At 63.5% G+C, this 22,845-nt stretch carries 21 protein-coding genes; 14 read left to right on the top strand and 7 right to left on the bottom strand.

Going from position 1 to position 22,845, the window contains the following annotated elements; genetic code table 11:
* Positions 1-34 precede the first annotated feature (34 nt).
* The 12 genes from P4U43_RS01780 to P4U43_RS01725 all read left to right on the top strand — a co-directional run bounded on the left by P4U43_RS01780 (position 35) and on the right by P4U43_RS01725 (position 11,303).
* A complete protein-coding gene (locus P4U43_RS01780) occupies positions 35-739 on the top strand; it encodes an HAD hydrolase-like protein (protein ID WP_277357190.1) in 705 nt (234 codons plus the stop codon).
* Positions 726-1,391 carry a lysophospholipid acyltransferase family protein gene (locus P4U43_RS01775; protein ID WP_277357189.1) on the top strand — a complete coding sequence of 222 codons (666 nt, stop codon included), beginning with the start codon at positions 726-728 and terminating at the stop codon, positions 1,389-1,391. Before P4U43_RS01780 ends, P4U43_RS01775 begins: the two co-directional genes overlap by 14 nt.
* An 81-nt stretch (positions 1,392-1,472) precedes the next feature.
* Positions 1,473-3,491: an excinuclease ABC subunit UvrC gene (gene uvrC, locus P4U43_RS01770; protein WP_277357188.1), complete on the top strand. Its 2,019-nt coding sequence runs from the start codon at positions 1,473-1,475 to the stop codon at positions 3,489-3,491.
* Between the two features lie 73 nt (positions 3,492-3,564).
* Complete coding sequence (rapZ, locus tag P4U43_RS01765) at positions 3,565-4,464, top strand: RNase adapter RapZ (RefSeq protein ID WP_277357187.1); 900 nt, start codon at positions 3,565-3,567, stop codon at positions 4,462-4,464.
* Complete coding sequence (locus tag P4U43_RS01760; RefSeq protein ID WP_277357186.1) at positions 4,464-5,495, top strand: gluconeogenesis factor YvcK family protein; 1,032 nt, start codon at positions 4,464-4,466, stop codon at positions 5,493-5,495. Before rapZ ends, P4U43_RS01760 begins: the two co-directional genes overlap by 1 nt.
* 10 nt (positions 5,496-5,505) lie before the next feature.
* Complete coding sequence (gene whiA, locus P4U43_RS01755; RefSeq protein WP_056547553.1) at positions 5,506-6,486, top strand: DNA-binding protein WhiA; 981 nt, start codon at positions 5,506-5,508, stop codon at positions 6,484-6,486.
* A gap of 117 nt (positions 6,487-6,603) precedes the next feature.
* Positions 6,604-7,230, top strand: coding sequence for a superoxide dismutase (locus P4U43_RS01750; RefSeq protein WP_056547556.1), 627 nt, complete (start codon positions 6,604-6,606; stop codon positions 7,228-7,230).
* 217 nt (positions 7,231-7,447) lie between these two features.
* Positions 7,448-8,458, top strand: coding sequence for a type I glyceraldehyde-3-phosphate dehydrogenase (gene gap, locus P4U43_RS01745; protein WP_277357185.1), 1,011 nt, complete (start codon positions 7,448-7,450; stop codon positions 8,456-8,458).
* 7 nt (positions 8,459-8,465) lie between these two features.
* The gene (locus P4U43_RS01740) at positions 8,466-9,713 is read left to right on the top strand and encodes a phosphoglycerate kinase (RefSeq protein WP_277357184.1); all 1,248 of its coding nucleotides are present in this window, start codon (positions 8,466-8,468) and stop codon (positions 9,711-9,713) included.
* Between the two features lie 38 nt (positions 9,714-9,751).
* Positions 9,752-10,567 (top strand): triose-phosphate isomerase, encoded by an 816-nt coding sequence (gene tpiA, locus P4U43_RS01735; protein WP_277357183.1) that lies wholly within the window; start codon positions 9,752-9,754, stop codon positions 10,565-10,567.
* 20 nt (positions 10,568-10,587) lie between these two features.
* On the top strand, positions 10,588-10,839 hold the full coding sequence (gene secG / locus P4U43_RS01730) for a preprotein translocase subunit SecG (RefSeq protein ID WP_026543639.1): 252 nt from the start codon (positions 10,588-10,590) through the stop codon (positions 10,837-10,839).
* Between the two features lie 89 nt (positions 10,840-10,928).
* Complete coding sequence (locus P4U43_RS01725; protein WP_277357182.1) at positions 10,929-11,303, top strand: RNA polymerase-binding protein RbpA; 375 nt, start codon at positions 10,929-10,931, stop codon at positions 11,301-11,303.
* Here P4U43_RS01725 and pgl read toward each other — a convergent pair.
* Genes pgl through tkt form a run of 6 tightly spaced genes read right to left on the bottom strand, consistent with a single transcriptional unit; the run spans position 11,300 to position 19,556 of the window.
* Positions 11,300-12,109 carry a 6-phosphogluconolactonase gene (gene pgl, locus P4U43_RS01720; protein ID WP_277357181.1) on the bottom strand — a complete coding sequence of 270 codons (810 nt, stop codon included), beginning with the start codon at positions 12,107-12,109 and terminating at the stop codon, positions 11,300-11,302. The genes P4U43_RS01725 and pgl overlap by 4 nt on opposite strands.
* Positions 12,099-13,040 carry a glucose-6-phosphate dehydrogenase assembly protein OpcA gene (locus tag P4U43_RS01715; protein ID WP_277357180.1) on the bottom strand — a complete coding sequence of 314 codons (942 nt, stop codon included), beginning with the start codon at positions 13,038-13,040 and terminating at the stop codon, positions 12,099-12,101. The genes pgl and P4U43_RS01715 overlap by 11 nt, the downstream gene beginning before the upstream one ends.
* Positions 13,037-14,578, bottom strand: coding sequence for a glucose-6-phosphate dehydrogenase (gene zwf, locus P4U43_RS01710; protein WP_277357179.1), 1,542 nt, complete (start codon positions 14,576-14,578; stop codon positions 13,037-13,039). The genes P4U43_RS01715 and zwf overlap by 4 nt, the downstream gene beginning before the upstream one ends.
* Positions 14,579-16,216: a glucose-6-phosphate isomerase gene (locus P4U43_RS01705; RefSeq protein WP_277357178.1), complete on the bottom strand. Its 1,638-nt coding sequence runs from the start codon at positions 16,214-16,216 to the stop codon at positions 14,579-14,581. It lies immediately after the preceding gene.
* Between the two features lie 6 nt (positions 16,217-16,222).
* A complete protein-coding gene (gene tal / locus P4U43_RS01700) occupies positions 16,223-17,335 on the bottom strand; it encodes a transaldolase (RefSeq protein WP_277357177.1) in 1,113 nt (370 codons plus the stop codon).
* Between the two features lie 49 nt (positions 17,336-17,384).
* On the bottom strand, positions 17,385-19,556 hold the full coding sequence (gene tkt / locus P4U43_RS01695) for a transketolase (protein WP_277357230.1): 2,172 nt from the start codon (positions 19,554-19,556) through the stop codon (positions 17,385-17,387).
* Positions 19,557-20,001: 445 nt separating this feature from the next.
* On the opposite strand from tkt, the gene P4U43_RS01690 reads away from it, so the two are divergent.
* Together P4U43_RS01690 and P4U43_RS01685 are read left to right on the top strand one after the other, a co-directional pair.
* The gene (locus P4U43_RS01690; protein WP_277357176.1) at positions 20,002-20,952 is read left to right on the top strand and encodes a heme o synthase; all 951 of its coding nucleotides are present in this window, start codon (positions 20,002-20,004) and stop codon (positions 20,950-20,952) included.
* Between the two features lie 30 nt (positions 20,953-20,982).
* Positions 20,983-21,888, top strand: a complete 906-nt coding sequence (locus tag P4U43_RS01685; RefSeq protein WP_277357175.1) for a dihydrodipicolinate synthase family protein — start codon at positions 20,983-20,985, stop codon at positions 21,886-21,888.
* Between the two features lie 2 nt (positions 21,889-21,890).
* Here P4U43_RS01685 and P4U43_RS01680 read toward each other — a convergent pair whose 3' ends face one another.
* Positions 21,891-22,841: a COX15/CtaA family protein gene (locus P4U43_RS01680; RefSeq protein ID WP_277357174.1), complete on the bottom strand. Its 951-nt coding sequence runs from the start codon at positions 22,839-22,841 to the stop codon at positions 21,891-21,893.
* Positions 22,842-22,845: the final 4 nt, after the last annotated feature.

Raw genomic sequence — 22,845 nt, 5'->3', positions numbered from 1 at the left:
CCGGGCAGAGGTGCCGTTATGGGAAACTTGCCCCGTGAAGAATACGCGCCTGCTCGTTCTGTTTGACCTGGACGGCACGCTGGTGGACCCGGAGGGCGCAATCACCGGTGGGATCGCCGGGGCGCTGGGTAAGCTCGGCCTGCCGGTGCCTGGCCCGGCGGATATGCGTCGGATGGTCGGGCCGGCGCTGGTGCGCTCGCTCGTAGACATAGCGAAGGTCCCCGAGAACCGCGTGGACGAGGTGATTTCTCTCTATCGCGCCGCCTATCGCGCCCACGGAATGGCGCAGAGCAGGCCGTATCCGGGCGTAGCGGATGCGGTCGCGGAACTCCTAAACCGCGGGCATCTGGTTGCCGTCGCCACGCAGAAACCCGAAACGCTTGCCCGCGAGCTCCTCGAAGTCCAGGAAATGGCAAACCTTTTCGCGTCCATCCACGGCTCACCGGACAACGAGCTGGCGGCCGCTGCGCTGGACGGCAAGCGAACCATCATTGCGGAGGCACTCGCCAGGCATCAGGGCAACTTCGACCGTGCGCTTATGGTCGGTGACCGCGTGCATGACATTGAAGGCGCAGCAGCCAACGGCTTGGACTGCATCGCCGTCGCGTGGGGATTCGGCAGCGAACGGGAGTTCGAGTCAGCCGGGCCCGCCGCGATCGTGTCCACGGCGGGCAGTCTGCTCGAACACATCCTTGCGTACGCGGAGCCGGCCCGGGCGGTGACCCGTGGGCGTCTATGACCTCACGCGCAGCAGCACCCGCGGCCTGATCGCCGGTTTGTGCCGGCCCACCGTCCAAGGACTTGAGAACGTACCGCCCAGCGGTGGGTTCATCGTCGCCCCCAACCACCTGTCATTTCTCGACAGCGTCCTGGTGCAGGCCCTCATGCCGCGTCCCGTAGCGTTCTTCGCCAAAGCGGAGTACTTCACAGGCACCGGCATGAAAGGCGCGCTGATGCGCTCGTTCTTTGAGGGAGTCGGATCGATTCCCGTCCAGCGGGGCCAACAGGCAGCAAGCGTCCAGGCGCTCAAGACCCTGCTCGGCATGCTGGAGGCGGGAGACGGCGTCGGCATTTACCCGGAAGGGACACGATCCCGCGATGGACTGCTGTACCGGGGGAGGACCGGCGTGGGGTGGCTCGCGCTCACCACCGGTGCGCCGGTGGTGCCGGTGGGGCTGCTCGGTACGGATCGGCTCCAGCCGGCGGGCAGCCGCTGGATCCGTCCACAACACTTCACCATGAAGATCGGCAAGCCGCTGTATTTCGAGCGGACAGGCCCGGACCACTCCCTGCCTGCACGCAGGCAGGCCACCGATACGATCATGGACGCCATAGCGGTGCTGACCGGCCAGGCCAGGGCCGCCGGTTACAACGTAGGTCCGGCCGAATGACGCCCGGCTGCCCGAACACGCTCCGGCACCGACGGCTCGGTAGCCGACAGCTCAGTAGCGGCACGCCGGTAGGATATTCGGGTGGCAGATCCAGCAACGTACCGCCCGAAAGCCGGCGAGATCCCGCAGGATCCAGGGGTGTATCGGTTTCGCGACCAGCATCGGCGGGTAGTCTACGTCGGCAAGGCGAAGAACCTTCGCTCCAGGCTTAACTCCTATTTCTCGAATCCTCAGGGGTTGATGCCGCGCACCCGGGCCATGGTGCACACTGCGTCAAGTGTTGAGTGGACGGTCGTCGGCAGTGAGCTTGAGGCGCTCCAGCTGGAGTACACCTGGATCAAGGAATTCAACCCGCGCTTCAACGTGATGTTCCGGGATGACAAGTCCTACCCCTACCTGGCGGTCACGTTGGGGGAAAAGTACCCTCGAGTGCAGGTCATGCGCGGTGACCGGCGCAAGGACACCCGCTACTTCGGTCCCTTCTACCCGGCGAAAGCGATCCGCGAGACGGTCGACACCCTGCTCCGCGTCTTTCCTGTGCGCACGTGCAGCAGCGGCGTCTTCAAGCGAGCAGAACGCTCGGGCCGGCCGTGTCTGCTGGGTTACATCGACAAGTGTTCTGCCCCCTGTGTGGGACGCATCTCACCGGAAGACCACCGCGAGCTCGCGGTACAGTTCTGCGACTTCATGTCCGGACAGGCTGGACGCTTCATCCGTGAGCTCGAACAGAAGATGTCCGCGGCGGTTGCCGAACTCGATTATGAGTCGGCCGCACGTGTCCGCGATGACATCGCCGCGTTGAAGAGGGTCTTCGAACGCAACACCGTCGTACTCAGTGAAGACACGGACGCCGACGTGTTCGCCCTCGCCGAGGATGAACTCGAAGCCGCAGCCCAGGTTTTCCACGTACGCGGCGGAAGGATCCGCGGTCAGCGCGGATGGATGGTGGAAAAGGTGGAGGACATGACCACCGCAGACCTCGTTGAGCACCTCCTGCAGCAGGTGTACGGCGAGGGTAACAGCAGCAACAACCGGATTCCCCGCGAAGTACTCGTTCCGGAAATGCCGAGTAACGAGGAACAGATACGTGAATGGCTGTACCAGCTCCGTGGAGCCCGCGTGGATATCCGGGTGCCGCAGCGGGGGGACAAGGCCACTCTGCTCGGTACGGTCAGGCAGAACGCCGCCGACTCCCTCAGGCTTCACAAGAGCCGCCGTGCCGGCGACATCACCACGCGGTCTGCTGCCCTGCAGGAGTTGCAGGAAGCGCTGGATCTGCCCATGCCGCTGATGCGGATCGAATGCTTCGATATCTCGCATGTCCAGGGCACCAATGTGGTGGCGTCGATGGTCGTGGTTGAGGACGGACTGCCCCGCAAGTCCGACTACCGCAGGTTCTCCATCACCGGGGACGCCGCACGCGATGACACCTCGTCCATGTATGACGTCATCTCGCGCAGATTCCGCAACTATCTTGCCGAGAGTAACCCGCTGGATTCCCTGCCCGGAGACGGAAATGAAGACGGATACAAGGACGACGACGGCGGCAGCCCGGTGCCCGCGGATCCGAAAGCGCCAACACGCCAGAAGTTCGCCTACCCGCCCAACCTCGTGGTGGTGGACGGCGGCCAGCCACAGGTGCGAGCGGCCGCACGTGCGCTGGCAGACCTTGGAATCGACGACGTCTTCGTCATCGGCCTCGCGAAGCGGCTTGAAGAGGTCTGGCTGCCTGAGGGGGACTTTCCTGTCATCCTGCCGCGCGCTTCGGAGGGATTGTTCCTCCTCCAGCGCATCCGCGATGAGGCCCACCGGTTTGCGCTGGCGTACCACCGCCAGAAGCGTGGAAAATCAATGACGGTGTCGGTATTGGACGAGGTGCCCGGGCTCGGGCCTGCGAAACGGCGCGCCCTGCTGAAGCACTTCGGCTCGGTCCGCAAACTCAGGTCGGCAAGTGTGGAGGAACTGCAGGCGGTGCAGGGCGTCGGGCCTGCGTTGGCCGCTGTGATCCGGCATCAGCTCGCGCCCGGAAGCGGCGAAGGGGTGGACAGGACGCCCGTCGCTGCCGTGAACATGGCGACCGGCGAAATACTCGATTCTTAGTTAGGGTAGATGTGGACGCCGGCCCTGAGGCTGGCGCACCTTTGCGTGTGATGGTGGGACGGAAAACGAACATATGAACCAGACTGACGGTCTAACGCCGGTCAAACCTGCCGAATCCGAACTGCTCGTGGTTACGGGCATGTCCGGTGCCGGCCGCAGTACGGCGGCAAACGCGCTGGAAGACCACGGCTGGTACGTCGTGGAGAACCTTCCGCCGCAGATGCTGAGCACCCTCACCGAGATCGTGTCCCGTACACCGGAGTCCATACCGAAGCTCGCGGTCGTCATCGACGTCCGGAGCAAGGAACTGTTCCAGAACGTGCAGGGGTCCCTGGCAGCGCTCCGGACGGCGGGGATCACCTACCGGGTCCTGTTTCTCGATGCAGCAGACAACACCCTGGTGCGGCGTTTCGAGCAGGGACGGCGGCCGCATCCCCTCCAGGGGGACGGCCGTATCCTGGACGGCATCTCGGCGGAACGGGAGGTGCTGCAGGAACTCAAGCACGCATCGGATCTCGTGGTGGACACCACCCAGCTGAACGTGCACGCACTCGCAACCACCATCACTGAACTGTTCTCGGACTCAGGTCCGATCGTCCTGCGGTTGAACGTCATGAGCTTTGGCTTCAAGTACGGTTTGCCTGTCGACGCCAACTTCGTCGCGGATGTCCGCTTCATCCCGAACCCGCACTGGGTGCCCGTACTCCGGCCGCAGACCGGCATGGATGAACCTGTCCGGGATTATGTCCTCGAGGCGAACGGCGCGGCCGAGTTCATAGACCGGTACGTGAACGCCCTCGAGCCCGTCCTCGAGGGCTATCGCCGCGAGAATAAGCACTATGCCACGATTGCTGTCGGCTGCACAGGCGGCAAGCACCGCTCTGTTGCGGTGACCGAGGAGATTGCGCAGCGGCTTGCGCAATTGCCCCGCGTACAGGTGACCGCACACCACCGAGACCTCGGGCGGGAATAGTGGCGGTCCTCACCGGATCGCTGCCGCTGATTCCCGCCACGTCGGCCGTGCGCTCCGGCATAGGATTCCAGGAGAGCGCTCCGTCCGTCGTCGCCCTGGGCGGCGGCCACGGATTGTCGGCGTCGCTGTCGGCGCTGCGGCTCCTCACATCTGAGCTCACTGCTGTAGTGACCGTAGCGGATGACGGCGGCTCCTCCGGACGGCTGCGCCGCGAACTTGGTGTCCTCCCGCCCGGGGACCTCCGGATGGCCTTGGCAGCGCTCTGTGATGACACCGACTGGGGGAGGACCTGGCGGGATGTGATGCAGCACCGATTTGCATCCCGGGATGGAGTAGAGGGTTCGCTCGACAACCACGCACTCGGCAATCTCCTCATCGTCACGCTGTGGGAGCTGCTCGGCGACCCCGTCGCGGGCCTTCAGTGGGCAGGAGCGCTCCTCGGCGCGCGTGGACGTGTGCTGCCGATGGCCAGCGTGCCGCTGACTATCGAGGGCGATGTGTTGACAGAGGTTGACGGCGGCCTGCGGCTCCGGAGAGTGTCCGGGCAGGCACAACTCGCCATGGCGGGAAGTTCCGGGAACGTCAGCAAGGTGCGCCTGCTTCCCGAGGACGCTCCGGCTTGCGTTGATGCACTCAACGCGATCGAGTTGGCCGATTGGGTCATCCTCGGACCGGGATCCTGGTACACCTCCGTGCTTCCACACCTCCTTCTGCCCGAGCTGCGGGATGCACTCTGCACCACTACTGCTCGGCGTTGCCTGACGATGAATCTAACCAACGACACCAAGGAAACTCTCGGAATGAGCGCTGTCGATCACCTCGCGGTGATCAGGCGTTACGCGCCCGACTTCCGCATCGACGCCGTCATCGCGGACCCTTCGGTGGTTGCCGACCGCGGCGAGTTCGAAGCCGCTGTAGCAGAGATGGGCGGCCGGGCGTTCTTGGGTAAAGTAGGGTCTTCAAGCGGCGGACCGGTCCATGACGCGTTGCGCCTGGCAACGGCCTACCACGACATGTTCGGCGAATTCTAGGAGGGTGTCTGTGGCGCTGACCGCGGATGTGAAAGAGGAACTCTCGCACCTCGACGTCAAGAAATCGTCGGTACGCAAGGCTGAGGTTTCCGCACTCCTGCGTTTTGCCGGCGGCCTGCACATCATTTCCGGGCGGATCGTAATCGAGGCGGAAGTGGACCTCGCATCGACTGCGCGCAGGCTGCGCACGGCCATCGCTGACGTTTACGGGCATACCAGCGAGATCATCGTCGTCTCGGGGAACGGTCTGAGGCGGGGAAACCGCTATGTTGTTCGCGTCGTTCGGGACGGTGAATCACTTGCACGGCAAACCGGACTGCTCGACAGCCGGGGGAGGCCGGTGCGGGGACTGCCGTCCGCCGTCGTCAACGGTTCGGCTGCTGATGCCGAGGCAGTGTGGCGCGGTGCGTTCCTTGCCCATGGTTCGCTGACCGAGCCGGGCCGGTCGTCGGCCCTGGAGGTCACCTGTCCCGGACCGGAGTCAGCACTCGCACTCGTCGGTGCCGCGCGCCGGCTCGGAATAGCAGCAAAAGCGCGGGAGGTCCGCGGGGTGGACCGCGTGGTCATCCGGGATGGCGACACGATCGCCGTCCTCCTTACCCGCATGGGCGCCCATGATGCCCTGATGGTGTGGGAGGAACGGAGGATGCGAAAGGAGGTCCGGGCCACAGCCAACCGTCTGGCCAACTTCGACGACGCCAATCTACGGCGGTCTGCGCAGGCAGCAGTGGCGGCCGGAGCGCGGGTCGAGCGCGCGCTGGAGATCCTGGGCGAGGAAGTGCCCGATCACCTGAAGTACGCAGGCGAGCTTCGTGTCGGCCACAAACAGGCGAGCCTTGACGAGTTGGGCCGGATCGCGGATCCCCCGATGACCAAGGACGCCATCGCCGGGCGTATCCGCCGTTTGCTCGCAATGGCTGACAAGCGCGCCATCGATCTCGGAATCCCCGGAACCGAGGCCAATGTGACCGCCGACATGTTGGATGACTGAATACGTGCATAGGATGGAAGTTCAAGGGCCTCCCGCGCGCCGGCAAAGGTGCGGGGCCTAGCCTGGAGAACCGCAACAACCGGGCTTCTGCCCGGACTACAGGACCTGGAGGATTTCGTGAGCGAATACGTACTGCCCGAACTCAACTACGATTACGCGGCGCTTGAACCGCATATCTCGGCGCGGATCATGGAGCTTCACCACAGCAAGCACCATGCAGCGTACGTGAAGGGTGCCAATGATGCCCTTGCACAGCTCGCCGAGGCTCGTCAGAAGGGGGACTTCGCTAATGTTCCCAAACTGTCCAAGGATCTTGCTTTCCACACCGGCGGACACATCAACCACTCCGTTTTCTGGAACAATCTCTCGCCGGACGGCGGCGACAAGCCCGAGGGCGAGCTCGCAGCCGCAATCGATGATGCGTTTGGTTCGTTCGACGCGTTCCGCGGACACTTCAACGCAGCCGCACTGAGCCTTCAGGGTTCAGGTTGGGCGTTGCTTGCCTGGGAACCCATCGGCGGAAACCTCGTCATCGAACAGCTCTACGATCAGCAGGGCAACGTTCCCGTCGGGACCACGCCGCTGCTCATGCTGGACATGTGGGAGCACGCGTTCTACCTCGATTACGTGAACGTCAAGGCGGACTACGTCAAGGCATTCTGGAATATCGTCAACTGGGCAGATGTTGCCCGCCGCTTCGAAGGTGCCCGCGCCAACGCATCGGGTCTGATTACCCTGTCCTGATTGATTCCCGCCGCGCGTAACCTTTCCCGCCAACCCGGCGGGAAAGGGCGCCGGTGCGTAACATGGAGTGCAGTGGCCGGTCCTCGAGCGGCTAGTACACGGGAACGAACGATTTCACAACGCGCACAGTGCGGTGCAAGACATTTCAGTCGCCGGGCAGGCTCTACCTCCTGGGCAACAGCCGCCGGCAGCAACCCCTAGCAAGGAGATAGATACAGTGACTACCCGTATTGGAATCAATGGCTTCGGGCGCATTGGGCGCAACTACTTCCGCGCGGCCCTCGAACAGGGCGCCGATCTCGAAATCGTTGCCGTCAATGACCTCACCAGTCCTGAGACGCTCGCTCACCTGCTGAAGTACGACTCCGTCACCGGCCGCCTCGGAGTCAGCGTCGAAGTTTCGGACGGCGCCCTCGTGGTGGACGGCAAGACCATCAAGGTGCTGGCCGAGAGGGATCCTGCTAACCTTCCGTGGGCGGATCTCGGTGTGGACATCGTCATCGAGTCCACCGGGTTCTTCACCAAGGCCTCCGACGCCCGCAAGCACATCGACGCCGGCGCCAAAAAGGTTCTCATCTCCGCTCCCGCCTCGGACGAGGACCTCACAGTTGTACTGGGAGTCAACGACGCCCAGTACGATCCCGAGAACCACCACATCATCTCCAACGCCTCCTGCACCACCAACTGCCTGGGCCCCCTGGCGAAGGTGCTCAATGACGCCTTCGGCATCGAGCACGGTCTGATGACAACCGTCCACGCCTACACGGCGGACCAGAACCTTCAGGACGGACCGCATAAGGATCTCCGCCGCGCCCGTGCAGCAGCCATCAACATGGTGCCTACTTCCACTGGTGCCGCCAAAGCGATCGGCCTCGTGCTGCCCGAACTGAAGGGCAAGCTTGACGGCTACGCGATCCGCGTACCGGTTCCCACCGGATCGGCGACCGACCTCACTGTCACTGTCGGCCGCGAAGTGTCTGCAGAGGAAGTGAACGCGGCCTACAAGGCGGCGGCAGCCGACGGCTCGCTCAAGGGCTACCTCTCCTACACGGAGGCGCCCATCGTCTCCTCGGACATCGTGACGGATCCGGCATCGTGCATTTTTGACTCCGGCCTGACCAAGGTCATCGGCAACCAGGTCAAGGTGGTCGGCTGGTATGACAACGAGTGGGGCTACTCGAACCGCCTCGTTGATCTCACCGAAATCGTCGCGGCGAAGCTCTCCTAGGGACACTGTGAGCTATTCATCGCTGGATGATCTGCTAAAAGTTGGCGTGCGCGGGCGGCGCGTACTGGTCCGATCGGACCTGAACGTGCCGCTCGATGGCAGCCTTCCCAACCTGCGTGTGACCGACGACGGCCGGATCAGGGCCTCGCTGCCGGTTCTGCGCAGGCTGACCGAGGCCGGCGCGGCGGTGATCGTCATGGCGCACCTTGGCCGTCCCAAAGGCGCACCCGAGGAGAAGTATTCGCTGAAGCCTGCGGTGGACCGGTTGGCTGAGCTGGCGGACTTCGACGTGGCCTTCGCCGATGATGTCACCGGTGAGAGCGCGCGCTCGCGTGCCTCCAGCCTGTCCGAGGGAGCCGTACTGGTTCTGGAGAACGTCCGTTTCGATTCACGTGAGACAAGCAAGGACGATTCCGAGCGGGCAGCGTTCGCAGACGAACTCGTGCAGTTGACGGGTACCAACGGCGCCTACGTGGACGACGCCTTCGGCGCGGTACACCGGAAGCACGCGAGCGTGTATGACATCGCATCGCGTCTGCCTGCCTACCAGGGCGACCTCGTGAAGGCCGAAGTGGATGTTCTGCAGCGCCTGACCGTGGAACCGGAGCGGCCCTTCGTCGTCGTGCTCGGTGGTTCGAAAGTTTCAGACAAACTTGCCGTCATCGAAAACCTCATCGGCACAGCGGACCGGTTGTTGATCGGCGGCGGCATGGTCTTCACTTTCCTCGCTGCGCAGGGACACTCCGTCGGTGCGAGCCTGCTTGAGAAGGACCAGCTCGACACCGTACGTGGCTACCTCGCCCGCGCCGAGGAGGCCGGCACCGAATTCGTGTTGCCTACCGACATCGTGGTTGCGGAGAAGTTTGCGGCCGACGCCGGCCATGAGACGCGGCCCGCCGAAGCCATGGAATCAGGGCAATACGGCGCGGCGGGACTGGGACTGGATATCGGTCCCGAGTCGGGCGTTGCCTTCGCCCGCCACATTGGCCAGGCGCGCACAGTTTTCTGGAACGGGCCAATGGGCGTGTTCGAGTTCGATGCCTTCGCGGCCGGTACCAAAGCTGTGGCCCAGGCACTCGCTGATGCAACGTCGGCGGGTGCGCTCACGGTGGTTGGCGGCGGTGATTCGGCCGCGGCCGTCCGCGGCCTCGGCTTTGACGAGTCGAGCTTCAGCCACATTTCGACCGGTGGCGGCGCGAGCCTGGAATACCTTGAAGGCAAGGAACTGCCGGGCCTGACCGCTCTGCAGCGCTGACACCACTTCCGCAGACCTCTCTCTAGAACTGGAGAACCATGACTTCCTCGACGAACGGAACTTTCGACCGGCGTCCACTGATCGCCGGCAACTGGAAGATGAACCTGGACCACGTCCAGGGCATTACCCTGCTGCAGAAACTGGCATGGACGCTCGATGACGCAAAGCACGACTACTCGCGCGTGGAGGTGGCGGTGTTCCCTCCGTTCACCGACCTCCGCGGAGTCCAGACGCTTGTCAAGGGTGATGACCTCGAAATCGTCTACGGAGGCCAGGACCTTTCACCCTTCGATTCCGGCGCCTACACCGGCGACATTTCCGGTCAGTTCCTGGAGAAGCTTGGATGCGCCTACGTGCTTGTCGGCCATTCGGAGCGGCGAACCATTCATGGTGAGTCGGATGAACTCCTGAACCGAAAGGTACAGGCCGCATACCGCCACAATGTGGTTCCGGTCCTCTGCGTCGGCGAGGGGCTTGAGATTCGCCAGGCGGGGAACCACGTTGAACATACTCTCGGGCAGCTTCGCGAGGACGTCGCCGGGCTGAGCACGGAGCAGGCAGGCAATCTGGTGGTCGCCTACGAACCTGTGTGGGCCATCGGAACGGGTGAGGTTGCTGGACCAGGTGACGCACAGGAGATGTGCGCAGCCATCCGCGCGGAACTTGCCGTGATCTTCGACGAGTCAGTTGCTGCGCGGGTCCGGCTTCTCTACGGGGGTTCCGTGAAAGCATCGAATGCCGCTGCGATCCTCAAGGAGCGCGACGTCGACGGTGTGCTGGTTGGCGGAGCGAGCCTGGACGTCGATGAGTTTGCTAACATTGTCAGGTTCGAGCACCATCTGGTGACCGACTAAGGTCACGCTGAAAGGTCACCGTGGAAATTCTCCGTATCATCCTGTTGGTACTGCTGGGTATCACCAGCTTGCTGCTGACACTGCTCATCCTTCTCCACAAAGGCAGGGGCGGCGGTATGTCCGACATGTTCGGCGGCGGCATGACAACCAGCATGGGGTCTTCCGGAGTTGCCGAGCGCAACCTTAACCGCTTCACGGTTGCCCTCGGGCTCGCGTGGGGCGTGGTCATCGTTGCACTCGGGCTGATCCAACGCTTCGCCGGGGACTCCTAGAACACCCTCCTGCTATCCCGCGTCCACCACATCAGGGCGTACACTGAACCTCGAACGCAGGTCGTGTGCGGTACTGATGGGAGAAATCCATGGTGAACGCGGGACACGCTTTTAAAGGCTCACGCATCGGTTCCGGCTACAGTCTGCCGGCATCGGGTAGGCATCTGGATGCAGAACGCGCGCAGGGTCTGGTAGACCGCACTGTCGTGAGTTACTGGTGCCTGGAAGGCCACGAGACGAGGCCCACCTTCGCAAAGTTGAGCGAAGCCGAGATTCCTGAGGTGTGGGAGTGCGGCCGTTGCGGCCGGCCCGCCGGGCGGTCACCGGGAATGGATCTCAACACCGACGGCGATGAGCCGTTTAAGAGTCACCTCCAGTATGTGAAGGAACGCCGCACAGAAGCGGAAGCAAAAAAGGTGTTGGAGAATGCGCTGGCGCAGTTACGCCAGCGCCATTCCGTCTAGCCGGCGTCAGACTCGCCGGCGTCGATCAGGCGCCCAGGAAGCTGGCTTGCAGCTTCCTGATCGATCAGCCACAGGGTTTTCCGCCGTCCGCGCGCGCCCGCAGCAGGAACCTGGACAGCGCCGGCACCGGCAAGTGCGAGCCCTACTGCACCAGCCTTGTCCTGACCGGCAACTCCCAGCCAGACTTCCTCAGCCGAGTTGATGGCTTCTAGCGTGAGGCTCACCCGTTCGGGTGGGGGCTTCGGTGCATCCCGAACGCCCACCACGGTTTGGCCCTTGGTACGTATTCCCGCCATCTCGGGGAACAGCGAGGCAATATGCGCGTCGGGTCCGACGCCGAGCAGCAGTATGTCGAATTTCGGCAGACGCGGGTCCGCGAGGGGCGTGCCTGCTGTTGCTTCCTTGTCCGCAGCTTGCTGTAGGCGGGAGGCGTAATCGGCAGCTGCCTCGTCCTCGGTGCTGAAGGAGTCGGATGCACCGAATTCATGCACACGCTCGGCGGAGACGCCGATCTGGTCCAGAAGAGCCGTCCTGGCCTGAACAACATTGCGGTCCTGGTGGCCGGCCGGAAGGAAGCGCTCATCCCCCCACCAGAAATCCACAGTGGACCAGTCCACTGCCGACAGGGCAGGAGACTCGGCCACAGCGCGGAGCGCGCCAATTCCGAGTGTCCCGCCGGTGAGGACCACAGTGGCGGTTCCACGCTCGTTTTGAATATCCACGAGCCGTGTAACGAGACGCGCCGCTACTGACGCCGCCAACAATCCCGCGTCAGGGTGGATACTGACTTTAGGTTCAGTTTTCACTGGTCCGTACGCTCCTCAAATTGGTCCGTGCGAGCCCATCGGTGATGACTTCGCCGAACACGTCATCAGGGTCAAGCCGCCGCAACTCTTCCGCGAGACAGTCTTGCAGGCTGCGACGGGGGAGGGAAATTCGCTGTACGGGTTGGTCCGGCTGGTGCAACTCCGCGACGGATCGCCGCGGACGATTGAGCTCGACATCGCCTGCGGCGCGGGACAGCACTACCCGATGCAGGCCGGTTCCAGGCTCTCCGGCCTCGATAGAGACCGGTGTGTCGAGTGCCAGGGTCAGCCACGCCGCAAGCAGTACCGTACTGGGGGAGTCGGAAGCCCCTTCCACGGTAACTGCGGTGATGGGCGATCCATCGAGTTGCTCAAGAACGGCGGCGAGCTGGATCCGCCAATTCGTCAGCCTCGTCCAGGCCAAGTCGGTATCTCCAGCCTGATACGTCCGGCGGATGTTGAACAACGCCGCCGTCGGATCGGGCTCGTTTGCTGAATCGGTAATGCGACGGTGCGCGATGCTGCCGATTGAGGTTTGAGCGGCTGCTTCGGGAACACCATGCGGCCACCAGGCGACGATCGGGGCGTCAGGGAGCAGAAGCGCCGAAACGAGAGACTCGCTTTCTCCTGCCAGCTCTCCGTAACCGCGCAGGACGATCACCTCGGACGCGCCGGCGTCGCCGCCGACCCGGATCTGCGCGTCGAGCCGAGTCTGGGCGGAGTCGGTTCCCTCGGCCAGAACGATGATGCGGCAAGGATGTTCCCTGCTGGCTTCATTTGCAGCGAGGATCGCTTCTTCCTCGTGGCCGGAACGGGTGATGACCACCAGCGTCAGCACCCTGCCAAGGGCGACAACGCCGCCCTTGTCCCGCATGGTCATGATTTCCTTTGAAACCTTGGAGGTTGTTGTATCAGGTAGATCGACGATCATGGCCGCCTCCAGGTCCTTCCATCACGGGCCAGCAATTCATCAGCGGAGTCCGGACCCCAGCTGCCGGGAACGTATTTCTCGGGTGCTGAGGGGAGGGTTGACCAGTACTCTTCGAACGGATCGAGTATCTTCCACGACAGTTCCACCTCCTGGTGGCGCGGGAACAGCGGCGGTTCTCCGAGCAGCACGTCGAGGATCAGGCGTTCGTAAGCTTCCGGACTGGATTCGGTGAAGGAGTGGCCGTAACCGAAGTCCATGGTTACGTCGCGCACCTCCATCTGCGTTCCGGGAACCTTCGAACCGAAACGGATAGTGGCGCCCTCGTCCGGCTGGACGCGAATGACTACGGCATTTTGTCCGAAATCTCCCTCCCCGTGATCGCGGAACAGAAGATTCGGTGCACGCTTGAAGACGACGGCAATCTCCGTGACCCTGCGGCCCAAGCGTTTTCCGGCGCGGAGGTAGAACGGTACACCGCTCCAGCGCCGGGTATTGATGTCCAACCGGATTGCCGCGTAGGTTTCCGTCGTGGAATCGGCTGGAATACCGTCCTCGTCCAGGAAGGCGTTCACCAGTTCGCCTCCCTGCCAGCCGCCGTCGTACTGTCCCCTGGCAGAGTGGGTGGACAGATCGTCAGGCAATTTGACGGCGGCAAGAACTTTTTCCTTCTCAGCGCGTAAATCCTCCGCGTTGAATGAGATCGGTTCCTCCATAGCTGTCAGGGCCAACAGCTGGAGCAGATGGTTCTGGATGACGTCGCGCGCAGCTCCGACACCGTCGTAGTAGCCGGCCCTGCCGCCGATGCCGATGTCCTCCGCCATGGTGATCTGGACGTGGTCAACGTAGTTGGCGTTCCAGAGCGGCTCGAAGAGCTGGTTGGCGAAACGGAGAGCGAGGATGTTCTGGACGGTTTCCTTGCCAAGGTAGTGGTCAATCCGGAAAACCGCATCGGGAGGAAAGACCTGCTCAACGATCGCGTTCAGCTCACGGGCGGATTCCAGGTTGTGGCCGAACGGCTTCTCAATAACCACCCGGCGCCATTTGCCTTCCTCCGGCTGAGCGAGGCCATGCTCGGACAGCTTCTGGCACACCAGCTCGAACGCCTTGGGCGGAATGGAGAGGTAAAACGCGTGATTACCCCGGGTTCCGCGCGTTGAGTCGAGGTCCTCGACGGTCTTCTTGAGCTCTATGAAGGCGTCGTCGTCGTCGAAGTTTCCCTGAACAAACCGGATGCCGGCTGAAAGCTGTTCCCACACCGACTCGTCAAAGGGGGTTCGGGCGTACTGCTTCACCGACGTCAGAACCTCCTGGGCGAAGTCCTCATCACTCCAGTCCCGGCGTCCGAACCCCACCAGCGCGAAACTCGGAGGCAGCAGTCCGCGGTTCGCGAGGTCATAGACAGCCGGCATCAGTTTTTTGCGCGCAAGGTCACCTGTCACGCCAAACAGGACCAGCGACGACGGTCCAGCGATCCGGTTGAGGCGTCGGTCCCGTGGGTCCCGCAGTGGATTTCTGAACTTGGTGCTGTTATCAGGCATCTACCCGTTTCCGTTTTCAGCTGATCGGGCGGCCAGGTGATCAATGACGTCGTGAAGCTGCCGGATGCCCGCAGGGCGGTCTGACAGGTGGAGGCGCAGGACCGGACGGTGCGCATCTTCGAGAACCTTTGCGTCTCCTGCGGCCTGGGCAGCGATCAACTCACCGAAGCTGAAGGGCCGTTCGGGAATTACCAGGTCCTCTGTAGTAGCTCCGGTTATCTGGAGGTACGCGCCCACCGGTGTTCCGCCCTTGTGGAACTGCCCGGTGGAGTGCAGGAAGCGGGGCCCCCAACCGAACGTCACCGGACGGCCGGTTGCCCGCGCCAGGGCCGGTCGGATCCTGGCCAGCGGAGCCTCAGCGATGCGGTCGAGATACGCCTGTACCGCAAGGTAGCCGTTCGGCTCCAGCGATCCGATCAATGCCTCGAGCGCTTCACCGAGCGTAGCTGCCGAGCCGAGCAGGCTTCGGCTGCCGCGAACCTCGACAGCTCCGTCCACGAAGTTCGGGGCTGCGGCCCCGGGCCGCTCGTCCAGCAGTCCGCGGGCGGCCTGCTTGGCCGCCTCCACATCCGGCTGATCGAATGGGTTGATACCCAGAAGCCTGCCGGCGACGGCGGTTGCGAATTCCCATGCCAGGAGCTGGCTGCCGAGGCTGCCTCCGACGGCGATGGCGTTCCCGGCCGGCTCGGTGTTGGAGTCGGGAGAGACCAGATGGACTGCCAGTACGTCCGGTGCACCCGAGGACAATTCAGGAGCGCCCTGTTCTGCAACAACGGGAAGGACTCCTGTTCCCAGCTTGCCGGTTGATTCGGCAATGAGCTGTTCGACCCAGTCGCCGAGGCCGATGATTCCGGACCCTTCGTCAACGAACACGATCTTGTCGCGTAGCGGTAGGGTACCGCCGAGAACTGCGCCGAGGCGCAAACCGACGTTGCCGGCGTCGTCATCGAACAGGAATTCACCGATGGATTCCGCGTCATCAAGCAAGGTGGCCACATCCGCCCCCGCGAGGCCTGAGGGCACGAGGCCGAACGCGGTGAGGGCGGAATATCGGCCTCCCACCGTCGGATCAGCGTTGAAAACGGCGCGGTAGCCGGCAGCCCGGGCGGATTCATCCAGTGGTGAGCCGGGATCAGTGACGATGATGATCCGGCTCTTGGCGTCTACTCCGGCATCAGTGAAGGCCTGCTCAAAGACCCGGCGCTGGGAGTCGGTTTCTACCGTTGAACCCGACTTCGAGGACACCACAATGGCGGTGGTCCCGATGCGCTCGGCCAGTGCCCCGCGAACCTGTGCAGGATCGGTTGAGTCGAGAACAGTCAGCTCAACCCCGGCGGACCGGGTAATGACCTCAGGCGCAAGCGACGAGCCACCCATGCCGCAGAGCACAATGTGGTTCACGCCCTCGTTTGCGAGATCGCTGCGCAGCTGCTTGATCTCCGGCAGGAGGGCGCGAGAGGCATCGATCAGGTCAACCCAGCCCAAACGGACCGATGCCTCAGACTCAGACTCAGGTCCCCACAGGGTGGAGTCCTTGGCCATGATCCGCGAAGCGACCTTCTCCTGCACGAGTTCGGGCATGGCCCGCTCGATCGCTTCAGCGGCGGCCCCGGATGCGTTGACAAAGAGGGTAGCCATGAGTGATCAGCCCTTCGCAGATTCGAGCGCGGTAGTGACTGTTTCGAGGAGTTCGCCCCAGCTGGCCACGAACTTGTCCAGACCCTCTTCCTCAAGCAGGTGGACGATTTCCTTGTAGGAGATTCCGATGTTCTCGAGCCGGTCCAGGATGTCGTTGGACTCCGCATAGGTGCCGGTGACGGTGTCGCCCGCGATCTCACCGTGGTCTGCAGTGGCTTCGAGGGTCTTCTCCGGCATGGTGTTCACAACGCCGGCGGCGACGAGACCCGTGACGTACAGCGTGTCCGGGTACGCGGGATCCTTGACGCCGGTCGAGGCCCAGAGCGGGCGCTGCGGGTGGGCACCGGCTGTTGCGAGGACCTTCCAGCGCTCGGAACTGAAGGCTTCTTCATAGACCTGGTAGGCGAGACGGGCGTTGGCAAGCCCGGCCTGGCCGCGCAGCGCCGCTGCTTCATCGGTTCCCATGGCGTCGAGGCGCTTGTCGATCTCTGCATCCACGCGCGAAACGAAGAAGGAAGCCACCGAATGGATGGTGGAGAGATCATGCCCGTTGTCCTTCGCCTGCTCAAGGCCCAGCATGAAGGCGTTGATGACTTCGCGGTAGCGCTCAAGCGAGAAGATCAGGGTCACATTGACGCTGATTCCGGCTGCGAGGGTTGCCGTGATCGCTTCGAGGCCTTCAACGGTGGCGGGGATCTTGATGTGGACGTTGCTGCGGCCCACCGCATCGAACAGGTGCCGGGCCTCGGCGATGGTGCCCGCCGTATCGCGGGCAAGCCGGGGATCAACTTCGATGGACACGCGTCCGTCGACTCCGCCCGTCTTCTCAGCGACCGGGGCAAAGATGTCGCACGCCTGGGCTACATCGGTAGTGGTGATTTCGAAGACGGCAGTGTCGACGTCCGCGCCAGATGCAGCAAGCTGCTTGACCTGCGCTGAGTAGGACTCGCCGTTCTTAAGCGCTGCGGCGAAGATGCTCGGGTTGGTAGTGACCCCGACGACGTCGCGGTCAGCGATAAGCGCCTTCAGGGTTCCAGTGGTGATCCGCTCACGGGAGAGGTCATCCAGCCAGATGGACACGCCGGCTTCGGAAAGTGCGGCGGTAGGGGTGGGAGTCATTGCGTTTTCTCCTTGATCCAGGGTGGATTGTGCTGTCTGTGACGCAGTGCTAGAGGTGATCGCCGGTTGTCGAAGCAGGGGCGCCGGCTGCTGCCGCCGTCCCGTCCGGAGCACTGCGTGTCCCGGCGGCAGCGATCGAATCGCGGGCAGCCTCGACCACGGCTTCGGAGGTAATTCCGAACTCGCGGAACAGGGTCTTGTAATCGGCTGAGGCACCGAAGTGCTCAAGCGAGACGGAGCGGCCGGCATCGCCGACGAGCTCCCGCCAACCCTGGGCAATTCCGGCCTCTACTGATACGCGGGCCCGGATGCCCGAGGGCAGAACTGACTCGCGGTATGACTCATCCTGCTTGTTGAACCATTCGAGGCAGGGCAGGGAGACGACGCGCGCGGCGATGCCGTCCTTCTGCAGCTCCGAGCGGGCCTCGACGGCAAGTTGGACTTCGGACCCGGTAGCGATCAGGATGACGTCCGGGTCACCGTTGGGCGCTTCGGCAAGGACATAAGCACCTCTGGCGACGCCTTCAGCCGAGGCAAAGGTGTCTCCATCCGCTTCACCGGCGCCGCGCTCCCAGGTGGGGATGTTCTGTCGGGTGAGAACGATACCGGCAGGGTTCGAGGTGTTCTCGAGGATGGTGCGCCACGCAACCGCGACCTCATTCGCGTCGCCCGGGCGGACAACGTCCAGACCCGGAATCGCGCGGAGCGACGCAAGCTGCTCGACGGGCTGGTGGGTTGGCCCATCTTCACCGAGCCCGATGGAGTCGTGGGTCCACACATAAATCGCAGGCACTCCCATGAGCGCGCCGAGTCGGATGGCCGGCCGCTGATAGTCGCTGAAGATCAGGAAGGTGCCCGAGAATGCCCGCGTGCTGCTGTGCATGACAATGCCGTTTACTATGGCGGCGGCAGCATGTTCGCGGATACCGAAGTGCAGAACCCTGCCGTAGGGGTTTCCGGACCAGGCATCAGTCTGCTTGCTGACAGGCACGAAGGATGGAGATCCCTCGATTGTGGTGTTGTTGGATTCCGCCAGGTCTGCTGAACCGCCCCAGAGTTCCGGCAGCACTGGACCGATTGCACTGAGTACCTTGCCGGAAGCGGCACGGGTGGACATATCCTTGCCGGCCTCGAACTCAGGAAGGCTCGACTCCCAGCCGTCGGGAAGTTCGCGGGCGGAGATGCGGTCGAGCAGCGCGGCGCTGTCTGGATTGGCGGACTTCCAGGCACTGAACGTGTCTTCCCAGCTCCTGCGGGCTTCCTGGCCGCGGTCCACAACCTTCCGGGCGTGAGCCAGGACTTCGTCGTCGACCTGGAAATGCTGTTCCGGATCGAGTCCCAGGGTGGACTTCAGCGCCGCAACCTCGTCCTTGCCGAGCGCTGAACCGTGGATCTTGCCCGTGTTCTGCTTGTTGGGAGCAGGCCAGCCGATGATGGTGCGGAGGGAAATGATGGAGGGGCGGGAGGTCTCTGCCTTCGCGGCCTTCAGGGCACTGTAGAGCTCGGCGATGTCCTCCACGTATTCACCGGTTTTGGTCCAGTCCACCCGCTGGGTGTGCCAGCCGTAGGCAGCGTAGCGGCCGAGGACATCCTCGGTGAAGGCGATATCTGTGTCGTCCTCGATGGAGATGTGGTTCTCGTCGTAGATCATCACGAGGTTACCCAGTTCCTGGTGACCGGCGAGGGAAGACGCCTCGGAGGTAACGCCTTCCTGCAGGTCGCCGTCGGAAGCGATGACCCAGATGGTGTGGTCGAACGGGCTCTCACCCTGCGGCGCTTCCGGGTCAAGGAGGCCGCGCATGCGGCGCTGGGCGTAAGCGAAACCGACGGAGGAGGCGAGGCCCTGGCCGAGCGGGCCAGTGGTGATCTCGACGCCCGCGGTGTGGCGGTACTCGGGGTGGCCCGGGGTCTTGGAGCCCCAGGTCCGCAGCGCCTTCAGGTCCTCGAGTTCGAGGCCGTAGCCGGAGAGGAAAAGCTGAATGTAGAGGGTCAGCGAGGTGTGCCCGGGGGAGAGTACGAAGCGGTCACGGCCGGTCCACTCCGGGTCGGTAGGATCATGGCGCATGAATTTCTGGAAGAGGAGGTAGGCCGCCGGGGCGAGGCTCATCGCCGTTCCCGGGTGCCCGTTCCCCACCTTCTCTACCGCATCCGCCGCGAGTACACGGATTGCGTCTACCGCACGCTCATCCAGTTCGTTCCAGTCCAGGTCCTGCTTTTCCAGCTGTGGCACGTTCACCGGGCCCCTCTCTTTACGTCACGGCCAGCGCCGCGGCGCCGAGTGGGACTGCGCCACGGAAGCGAAAGTCCCCGCGGCCAGCCGGCCGTTCACCGTTGAAAACTTGAATACTGCTGCGTTTCGACCACACCGGAAATCCCCGCACGCTGGGTGCTGCTGACACATCTGCCGAGTAAAAAAACTCCTCGGGCCATTCCTTGTGTGTCCCGGCGTGCGGGAGTGATCCAGGCGATACAGGCCAGCTTAGCGCTTTCGATTCCGAATGCGCGTGGCCCGGACTTTTGTGAAGGGTCACACAAAGACACGAACGACGGCGCTGGGATCCCGCCCGCTCCGGCCTCCCTCTTTTCTACGAGCTGTAAAAAACTCGTATGGACCGGGTATGATGGCGGTGGACTTTATCCTCAATTCAGAAGCAGAGCATCCTCCCGTGAATTTCGATCAGGTGGCAGTTGCGCCCAGCGTGAATCAGGCAGGCAGCGGCGTATCCCGCAAGCTTCGCGCGTATCTGGCACTGACCAAACCGCGGGTCATTGAACTGCTGCTGGTCACCACCCTTCCCACCATGATCTTCGCCCAGGGCGGATTTCCGTCGCTCGGCCTGGTCATAGCCACCATGGTCGGCGGTGCCTTTGCTGCCGGAAGCGCGGGTGCTTTCAACTGCTATCTCGACCGTGATATCGACAAGGTGATGAACCGAACGGTCAACAGACCATTGGTGACCGGAGAAGTGACACCGCGGGAAGCGCTGATTTTCGCGTGGGCCCTGGGCATCGCATCGGTCGCCATCCTGTGGGTAGGCACCAACCCTCTCGCTGCCTGGCTCGGAGTGGGCGCAATCTTCTTCTATGTCGTCATCTACACGCTCATCCTGAAACGTCGGACAGCGCAAAACATCGTGTGGGGCGGGGCAGCAGGCTGCATGCCGGTGCTGATTGCATGGGCTGCAGTGACAGGAACGGTGGAATGGCCGGCGGTTGTGCTCTTCCTGGTGATATTTCTATGGACGCCGCCGCACTATTGGCCGCTGTCCATGAAGTACAGCGATGACTACAATGCAGCGAACGTGCCCATGCTTGGTGCCATTGCGGGCGCTGGAGTTGTCTCCGTTCAGGTCGTTCTCTATGCCTGGGCCACGGTGATTTGCTCGCTCCTTCTTGTTCCCGTGGGCGGGGCAGGTTGGGTTTACGCCGTCGCGGCAGTTCTCAGCGGCGGCTGGTTCATTCTGGAGTCCCATAAACTGCACGCCTCGGCCCAAGCGGGGACAGCCACGGGCAAGACGGCGATGAAGGTCTTCCACGGATCAATCAGCTACCTCACCGTGCTGTTTCTGGCTCTCGCTATTGATCCCTTCGTCGGGACTGCAATCTTCGCGAGCTAGGCAGCAGCGCTCTCCACCTAGGATGGTGGAATGGTCTTCACCGGAGTCGTTGCCTACCCCCTGACGCCTTTCACTGCGGACAGCGCGGTGAACTCAGCCGAACTTTCGCTCCTTGTGGATCGTCTGGCCCGGTCGGGGGTCGATTCCGTCACGGTGCTCGGGTCCTCCGGCAGCTTTGCCTATCTTGACGGTGATGAACGGAAGCGGGTCATTTCCTGCGCGGTGGACGCCGCCGCAGGCCGCGTTCCGCTGGCGGTGGGTATCAGCGCAGTCGCTACCCGGGAGGTAGTTGCAGGAGCACGGGCCGCGGAACGGCTGGGGGCGGACGGGGTGGTTCTCTCACCTGTGTCCTACCTGCCGCTGACCGACGACGAGCTCATTGCGCTGGTGGAGGAAGTAGCCTCTGCAACTACTCTGCCCATCTGCCTGTACAACAATCCGTCCACCACCCAGTTCTCCATCGACGTGGAACTGGTGGGTCGGCTTGAGCACGTGCCCTCCCTGGTCGCTTTCAAGGACACGGCTGCTACTCCCGCAGAATTCGCCGATCGCGCGGCACGGTTGCGGGGAGCGCTCAACCGGCGGATCAGTCATGGCGCCAGCGGCGACCCACTTATAGCGACCGGCGAGGTGACCGCGGACGCCTGGCACACGGGCCTCGCAGCGCTCTTGCCTGCCAGCTACCTGGCGTTCCGCGCCGCGGTGCTGAAAGGTGATCCGGCGAGGGTGTCCGCGGAACGGTCCCGACTGGTGCCGGTGGTCCAGGCCGTCCACCGCCTGCGGAAGCTCAGCGGTCTGCATGCCCTGGGCAGGGCGTGCGGGGTGGACGCCGGAGATCCGCGACGGCCGCTCCTTCCGATCGCCGGAAGCGAGCAGCGCGACCTGGCGCGGCTGGCTGAGGCGTTCGACGACGTCGAGGACGGCGTGCAGGGCTGACGCTAGTCGGCGCCGGTAGCAGCTTCTACCCGCCGGCGGGAATATCCGATGTAGATGGCGTGCGCCATCGCCGCCGTGAGCACGGAAGCTCCCAGCATGTGCAGCGCAACCAGGGCCACCGGCAGGTGGAGGAAATGCTGCAGGTAGCCAACAGCGCCCTGCGCAAAGACGACGACGGTCAGAAGAACCAGGGCGAAGCGCAGGCGCTGCGCAACCCGGAGCCGGTACGCAGCGAAGACCAGCACGAGTACCGTCAATACGAGCAGGTAGACCGGGGCGGCATGGATGCGGGTCATCAGATCCGGGTTGAGGTTGTTCCGCGCCGCACCCGCGTCTCCTGCGTGGGGCCCCGATCCGGTGACCACCACACCGAGCAGCACCGCGGCGGTCACCAGTACCCCCGCGGCGGCGAGGAGCTGTCGAAGCAGCGGTGTGGCACGCGGAGTGTTGTCAGCTTCCGCCTCAGCGGGGGAAAGCCGTGTGCGGTTCACCAGCACCGTGGCCACCGTAATCAGGACCATCGAGATGATGAAGTGCCAGCCAACCACCCACGGGTTGAGCTGAGTCAGGACCGTGATCCCACCCACCACAGCCTGCGCGGGGATCCCCGCGAAAAGAACAACGGCGGGCACAAAAAGGTCCCGCCGGGTCTTTCGCATGTTCCACAGGACCACGAGCATGGCGATCGCGATCGCGGTGAGGACGAAGGTGAGCAGGCGATTCCCGAATTCGATGATGCCGTGTACGCCCATTTCCGGGGTGGTGACCATGGAGTCAGCAGTGCACAGCGGCCATTCAGGACAACCCAGGCCGGATGCGGTGAGCCGCACTGCACCACCTGTGACGACGATCAGGATCTGGGAGACAAGCGAGGCAAGCGCCAGCGCGCGAACCGACGGTGTGACTGTCCGGGGTAGGCGCTCGACCAGACGGGCAGGGGAGATTTGAGTCATGTTC

It is taken from the genome of Arthrobacter vasquezii (assembly GCF_029455255.1).
Taxonomy (GTDB): Bacteria; Actinomycetota; Actinomycetes; order Actinomycetales; family Micrococcaceae; genus Arthrobacter_D; species Arthrobacter_D parietis.
The sequence above is the reverse complement of the archived record's forward strand: the minus strand, read 5'-3'. Positions and strand labels throughout refer to the sequence as shown.